Origin of the sequence: Castellaniella daejeonensis (genome assembly GCF_039523555.1) — a bacterium.
Classification (GTDB): domain Bacteria; phylum Pseudomonadota; class Gammaproteobacteria; order Burkholderiales; family Burkholderiaceae_B; genus Castellaniella; species Castellaniella daejeonensis.
In genome coordinates this window covers 96,854-102,853 of sequence record NZ_BAAAFN010000017.1, presented here as the reverse complement: position 1 = coordinate 102,853, position 6,000 = coordinate 96,854, and the positions used below count along the sequence as shown (strand labels likewise).

General features: G+C 64.5%; 13 protein-coding genes. All 13 read left to right on the top strand.

Annotation, left to right across the window (positions count from 1 at the left end):
- Positions 1-67, top strand: a 67-nt coding sequence (locus ABD022_RS14185; RefSeq protein ID WP_080265453.1) for an EF-Tu C-terminal domain-related protein, incomplete at its 5' end; no start/stop codon positions are given.
- A 55-nt stretch (positions 68-122) separates the two neighbouring features.
- Positions 123-434, top strand: a complete 312-nt coding sequence (gene rpsJ / locus ABD022_RS14180; RefSeq protein WP_043679008.1) for a 30S ribosomal protein S10 — start codon at positions 123-125, stop codon at positions 432-434.
- Positions 435-630: 196 nt separating this feature from the next.
- Positions 631-1,320, top strand: a complete 690-nt coding sequence (gene rplC / locus ABD022_RS14175) for a 50S ribosomal protein L3 (RefSeq protein ID WP_343822021.1) — start codon at positions 631-633, stop codon at positions 1,318-1,320.
- Positions 1,321-1,322: 2 nt separating this feature from the next.
- Positions 1,323-1,946 carry a 50S ribosomal protein L4 gene (gene rplD / locus ABD022_RS14170; RefSeq protein ID WP_343822018.1) on the top strand — a complete coding sequence of 208 codons (624 nt, stop codon included), beginning with the start codon at positions 1,323-1,325 and terminating at the stop codon, positions 1,944-1,946.
- A complete protein-coding gene (rplW, locus tag ABD022_RS14165) occupies positions 1,943-2,239 on the top strand; it encodes a 50S ribosomal protein L23 (protein ID WP_320348934.1) in 297 nt (98 codons plus the stop codon). The genes rplD and rplW overlap by 4 nt, the downstream gene beginning before the upstream one ends.
- Complete coding sequence (gene rplB, locus ABD022_RS14160) at positions 2,240-3,067, top strand: 50S ribosomal protein L2 (protein ID WP_343822009.1); 828 nt, start codon at positions 2,240-2,242, stop codon at positions 3,065-3,067. It abuts the gene before it with no gap.
- 12 nt (positions 3,068-3,079) lie between these two features.
- A complete protein-coding gene (rpsS, locus tag ABD022_RS14155) occupies positions 3,080-3,355 on the top strand; it encodes a 30S ribosomal protein S19 (RefSeq protein ID WP_066454635.1) in 276 nt (91 codons plus the stop codon).
- A 3-nt stretch (positions 3,356-3,358) separates the two neighbouring features.
- Positions 3,359-3,688, top strand: a complete 330-nt coding sequence (rplV, locus tag ABD022_RS14150; RefSeq protein ID WP_043678994.1) for a 50S ribosomal protein L22 — start codon at positions 3,359-3,361, stop codon at positions 3,686-3,688.
- Positions 3,689-3,697: 9 nt separating this feature from the next.
- A complete protein-coding gene (gene rpsC / locus ABD022_RS14145) occupies positions 3,698-4,489 on the top strand; it encodes a 30S ribosomal protein S3 (protein ID WP_343822005.1) in 792 nt (263 codons plus the stop codon).
- Between the two features lie 3 nt (positions 4,490-4,492).
- Complete coding sequence (gene rplP, locus ABD022_RS14140; RefSeq protein ID WP_043678990.1) at positions 4,493-4,909, top strand: 50S ribosomal protein L16; 417 nt, start codon at positions 4,493-4,495, stop codon at positions 4,907-4,909.
- Positions 4,910-4,922: 13 nt separating this feature from the next.
- Positions 4,923-5,114 (top strand): 50S ribosomal protein L29, encoded by a 192-nt coding sequence (rpmC, locus tag ABD022_RS14135; RefSeq protein WP_043678987.1) that lies wholly within the window; start codon positions 4,923-4,925, stop codon positions 5,112-5,114.
- Position 5,115: 1 nt separating this feature from the next.
- Positions 5,116-5,397, top strand: a complete 282-nt coding sequence (rpsQ, locus tag ABD022_RS14130) for a 30S ribosomal protein S17 (RefSeq protein WP_043678984.1) — start codon at positions 5,116-5,118, stop codon at positions 5,395-5,397.
- 124 nt (positions 5,398-5,521) lie between these two features.
- The gene (locus ABD022_RS14125) at positions 5,522-5,932 is read left to right on the top strand and encodes a ribonucleotide reductase subunit alpha (protein ID WP_325127027.1); all 411 of its coding nucleotides are present in this window, start codon (positions 5,522-5,524) and stop codon (positions 5,930-5,932) included.
- Positions 5,933-6,000: the final 68 nt, after the last annotated feature.

The following is a 6,000-nucleotide window of genomic DNA, read 5'->3' as shown; positions in this document are numbered from 1 at the left end:
GCGCTTTGCCATCCGCGAAGGCGGCCGCACCGTGGGCGCCGGCGTCGTCGCCAAAATCATCAAGTAATTGATGGATCGGCGGGGGGAACGCCCCCCGCCCATTTCGTTCTTTAGGGATTCCCATGAAAAGCCAGAAAATCCGCATCCGCCTGAAGGCGTTCGACTACAAGCTGATCGACCAGTCCGCCGCCGAGATCGTCGATACGGCCAAGCGCACCGGCGCCGTGGTTCGCGGGCCCGTGCCGCTGCCCACGCGCATCCGCCGCTACGACGTGCTGCGCTCGCCGCACGTCAACAAGACCTCGCGCGACCAGTTCGAGATGCGCACGCACCAGCGCCTGATGGACATCGTCGATCCCACCGACAAGACCGTGGACGCCCTGATGCGCCTGGACCTGCCGGCCGGCGTGGACGTCGAGATCGCCCTGCAGTAATGCCGTCCCGGGCCTCGCATGCGGCCCGATCGGATCAAACCGCCCTGTCATCTAGGCAGGGCGGTTTTTTCATGTTAGAATCAAGGGCTTCGTCATCCATTTTCGTCCAATGGATGGGTGCCTGACGAAAGATTACAGCCCCGGCCAATCGCAGTCGGGATCGAAAACTGTGGGGAAACACCCCCCGGAGAAAACAATGTCGAATTCGACACCTACGCCCGCCGCATGGCGGCTCGGGCTCGTGGGGCGCAAGGTTGGCATGACCCGCATCTTTACCGAGGAAGGCGAGTCCATCCCGGTCACGGTGCTGGATGTGTCCAACAACCGCGTCGCCCAGGTCAAGACGCCTGAAATCGACGGCTATGCGGCGGTCCAGCTTGCCTACGGCGAGCGTCGCGCGTCCCGCGTGACCAAGGCCGAAGCGGGCCACTACGCCAAGGCCGGCATCGAAGCCGGCTCCATCCTGAAGGAATTCCGTCTGGATCCCGCCCGTGCCGCCGAATTCACGGCCGGCGCCGTGGTCACCGTGGAATCCGTGTTCGAAGCCGGCCAGCAGGTCGACGTCACCGGCACCACCATCGGTAAGGGTTTCGCGGGCACGATCAAGCGCCACAACTTCGGTTCCCAGCGCGCTTCGCACGGCAACTCGCGGTCGCACCGCGTGCCGGGCTCCATCGGCCAGGCGCAAGACCCGGGCCGTATCTTCCCCGGCAAGAAAATGTCCGGTCACCTGGGCAGCGTCACGCGCACCGTCCAGAACCTGGATATCGTGCGTGTGGACGCCGAACGCGGCCTGCTGCTGGTGAAGGGTGCCGTCCCCGGCCACAAGAACGCCGACATCGTCGTGCGCCCCGCCGTCAAGGCGACGCCCAAGAAAGGAGCCTAATCATGGAACTCAAGCTCCTGAATGATCAGGGTCAGTCCTCGGCCACCGTTGCCGCTGCCGACGAGATCTTCGGCCGCGACTTCAACGAAGCGCTGGTGCACCAGATCGTCGTGGCCTACCAGGCCAACGCCCGCATGGGCAACCGCGCCCAGAAGGACCGCGGCACCGTCAAGCATTCCACCAAGAAGCCCTGGCGCCAGAAAGGCACCGGCCGCGCCCGTTCCGGGATGACTTCCTCGCCGATCTGGCGTGGGGGTGGCCGTACCTTCCCGAATTCGCCGGACGAGAACTTCAGCCACAAGGTCAACAAGAAGATGTACCGCGCCGGTCTGCGCGCGATCTTCTCGCAGCTGGTCCGCGAAGACCGCCTGGCCGTGGTCGAGAACTTCACGCTGGAAGCCCCCAAGACCAAGCTGGCCGCGGCCAAGCTGAAGGGTCTGGGCATTGCCGAACCCGTCCTGATCATCACCGATGCCCTGGACGAAAACGTCTACCTCGCGACGCGCAACCTGCCCCACGTGGCGGTCATCGAAACGCGCTACGCCGATCCGCTGTCCCTGGTCCACTACAAGAAAGTGCTGATCACCAAGCCGGCGATCGCCCAACTCGAGGAGTTGCTGGGATGAATGCCGAACGTTTGATGCAAGTCATTCTGGCGCCCGTCGTGACCGAAAAGTCCACGATGATCGCCGAAAAGAACAACCAGGTCGCTTTCCGCGTCGTCGCCGACGCCACCAAGCCGGAGATCAAGGCCGCCGTCGAACTGCTGTTCAAGGTCGAGGTCGAATCCGTGCAGGTTGCCAATCGCAAGGGCAAGGAAAAGCGCTTCGGCCGCTTCATCGGCCGTCGCCGCAACGAACGCAAGGCCTATGTCTCGCTCAAGGCCGGGCAGGAAATCGACTTTACGGAGGTGAACTAAATGCCGCTGGTCAAAGTCAAACCCACGTCCGCCGGTCGCCGGGGCATGATCAAGGTCGTGCACCCCGAGCTGCACAAGGGCCCGGGCTACGCCCCCCTGCTCGAACCGAAATCGCGCAATTCCGGCCGTAACAACAACGGCCACATCACCGTGCGCCATCGTGGCGGCGGTCACAAGCAGCACTACCGCGTCGTCGATTTCCGTCGCAACAAGGACGGCATCGTCGCCAAGGTCGAGCGCCTGGAATACGACCCGAACCGCACGGCGCACCTCGCGCTGCTGTGCTATGCCGATGGCGAGCGCCGCTACATCATCGCTCCCCGCGGCCTGGAAGTCGGTGCCACCGTGGTGTCCGGCTCCGACGCGCCGATCCGCTCCGGCAACACGCTGCCCATCCGCTCCATCCCGGTCGGTGCCACCATCCACTGCATCGAGATGCAGCCTGGCAAGGGTGCCCAGCTGGCCCGCTCGGCCGGTGCTTCCGCCGTGCTGCTGGCCCGCGAAGGCGTCTACGCCCAGGTCCGCCTGCGCTCCGGCGAAGTCCGCCGTGTCCACATCGATTGCCGCGCCACCATCGGTGAAGTCGGCAACGGTGACCACAGCCTGCGCCAGATCGGCAAGGCTGGTGCAATGCGCTGGCGCGGTGTGCGCCCGACGGTCCGTGGCGTTGCCATGAACCCGGTGGATCACCCGCATGGCGGCGGCGAAGGCCGCACCGGCGAAGGCCGCGAACCCGTCAGCCCGTGGGGTACTCCCACCAAGGGCTACCGGACCCGTCGTAACAAGCGGACGGACAATATGATTGTCTCCCGCCGCAAGCGCAAATAAGGGGCGAACACTATGTCACGTTCGATCAAGAAAGGCCCGTTCGTCGATGCGCATCTGATCAAGAAGGTCGATGCCGCCGTCGGGGGCAAAGAAAAGAAGCCGATCAAGACCTGGTCGCGCCGTTCCACCATCCTGCCCGAGTTCATCGGGCTGACGATTGCCGTGCACAACGGCCGCCAGCACGTTCCCGTCTACATCAACGAGAACATGGTCGGCCACAAGCTCGGCGAATTCGCCCTGACGCGCACCTTCAAGGGGCACGCGGCGGACAAGAAGGCCAAGAGGTAAGCCATGGAAACTACCGCAGTCATTCGCGGCGTCCATATTTCCGCGCAGAAGACCCGCCTGGTGGCGGACCTGATCCGTGGGAAGTCCGTGGCGCACGCCCTCAACATCCTGACGTTCAGCCCCAAGAAGGCCGCCGGCATCCTGAAAAAGGCGCTGGAATCGGCCATCGCCAATGCCGAACACAATGATGGCGCCGACATCGACGAACTGAAGGTCACCACGATCTACGTCGACAAGGCCCAGTCGATGAAGCGGTTCTCCGCGCGCGCCAAGGGCCGCGGCAATCGCATCGAAAAGCAGACCTGCCACATTGTGGTCAAGGTCGGGGCGTAAGGAGTCGCAATGGGACAGAAAATTCACCCGATTGGGTTCCGCCTCGCGGTCAACCACAACTGGACTTCTCGCTGGTATGCGAACGACAAGGTCTACGGCAGCATGCTCGCCGAAGACATCCGCGTTCGTGAATACCTGAAGAAGAAACTGAAATCCGCTTCCGTGGGCCGCGTCGTCATCGAGCGCCCCGCCAAGAACGCGCGCATCACCGTGTACTCGGCTCGTCCGGGCGTGGTGATCGGCCGTCGCGGCGAGGACATCGAAACGCTGAAGGCCGACCTGCAGCGCCTGATGGGCGTGCCCGTGCACGTCAACATCGAGGAAATCCGCAAGCCGGAAACCGACGCGCAGCTGATCGCCGACTCGATCGCCCAGCAGCTCGAAAAGCGCATCATGTTCCGCCGCGCCATGAAGCGCGCCATGCAGAACGCCATGCGCCTGGGCGCCCAGGGCATCAAGATCATGTCCTCGGGCCGTCTGAACGGCATCGAGATCGCCCGTACCGAGTGGTACCGCGAAGGCCGTGTGCCCCTGCACACCCTGCGCGCCAACATCGACTACGGCTTCTCGGAAGCGCAGACGACCTACGGCATCATCGGGATCAAGGTCTGGGTCTACAAGGGCGACATGCTGCCCAATGGCGAAATGCCCCCGGAAACCGCCGCCCCGCGTGACGAAGAACGCCGTCCGCGCCGCGCTCCGCGCGGCGATCGCCCCGGCCGCCCCGGCGACAACCGTGGCCGTGGCCGCGGTCCGCGCCGCGATGCCGCTTCGGCTGCTCCGGCGCCTGAAGGAGAATAAAACATGCTGTCACCCTCTCGCAGGAAGTACCGCAAGGAACAAAAGGGCCGCAATACCGGCCTGGCCACGCGCGGCGCCCAGGTTTCCTTCGGCGAGTTCGGTCTGAAGGCCACCGGTCGTGGCCGCCTGACCGCCCGCCAGATCGAGGCCGCTCGTCGTGCCATCAACCGCCACATCAAGCGCGGCGGCCGCATCTGGATCCGGATCTTCCCGGACAAGCCCATCTCGCAGAAGCCCGCCGAAGTCCGGATGGGTAACGGCAAGGGCAACCCGGAATTCTGGGTCGCGGAAATTCAACCCGGCAAGGTGCTGTACGAAATGGAAGGCGTGAGCGAAGAACTCGCCCGCGAAGCCTTCCGCCTGGCCGCCGCCAAGCTGCCCATCAGCACGACCTTCGTGTCGCGCCGCGTGGGCGCCTAGGAGAGATCAGGATATGAAAGCCAGTGAACTGCGCGCCAAGGACGCCGCCGGGCTCCAGACCGAGCTCGAGAGCCTGCTGAAGGCACAATTCAACCTGCGCATGCAGCGTGCCACCCAGCAGCTTTCCAACACCAGCCAGTTGGGCAAGGTGCGTCGCGACATCGCACGCATCCGCACCATCATGACTGAGAACGCAGGAAAGTAACATGACCACCGAAACCCAGAAAGACACCACCAAGCGTCAGCGTACGCTGGTCGGCAAGGTCGTCAGCAACAAGATGGACAAGACGGTCGTCGTCAGCGTCCAGACCCGCGTGAAGCACCCCGTGCTGGGCAAGTTCGTGAACCGTACCGCCAAGTACAAGGCGCACGACGAAGCCAACCAGTACAACGAGGGTGATACGGTCGAAATCGCCGAAGGCCGGCCCATCTCCAAGTCCAAGTCCTGGACCGTGGTGCGCCTGGTCGAGGCCGTGCGCATCATCTGATGCCGCCGAGGGCGGTGGATCCTTCCACCGCCACCGACCATCCCCGGACCCCGCCCGAGTGCGGGGTCTGTTCGTTTCCGGCCCGGCGAAATCCTGTAGGATGAAGACTTTCGCAAGAGGCGCCATGGACATCACCTGTTTCGAAGACCTGCTGCAGGCGGCACGCCTGCAGCCCGAACCGCAACGCCTGCTGTTCGTTTTTGCCGCCAGCACGGTGCCGGACGACGCCACGCCGGAACAGAAAGCGCAACACGCCCGCGGCGAAGGCGGCGAGCTCACCCCCATCCTGTGCGTGGACAAGACACCCGACGAACTGGACACGTTCCTGGCGCTGGCCGACGAATCCCGCCGCACCGGCCAGGATTGGCAGGTGGTGTTCGTGGCGGCCATGGCCGACCAATCGGCCTATCTGCCCGACAACAAGGACGTCGACCAGGCCTTCCAGCGCATGACCCAGATGATCAAGTACGGCACCGTCGGTTCGCTGCTGGCCTTCGACCGGGACGGCGAGCCGATCGTGTTCGGCGCCGCCTGACGCGCTCCGCCAAGGCGGCGCGGCCGTGCCGTCCCCGCGTCCTGCAGTGCGGGTGCGGGGCAACCGGA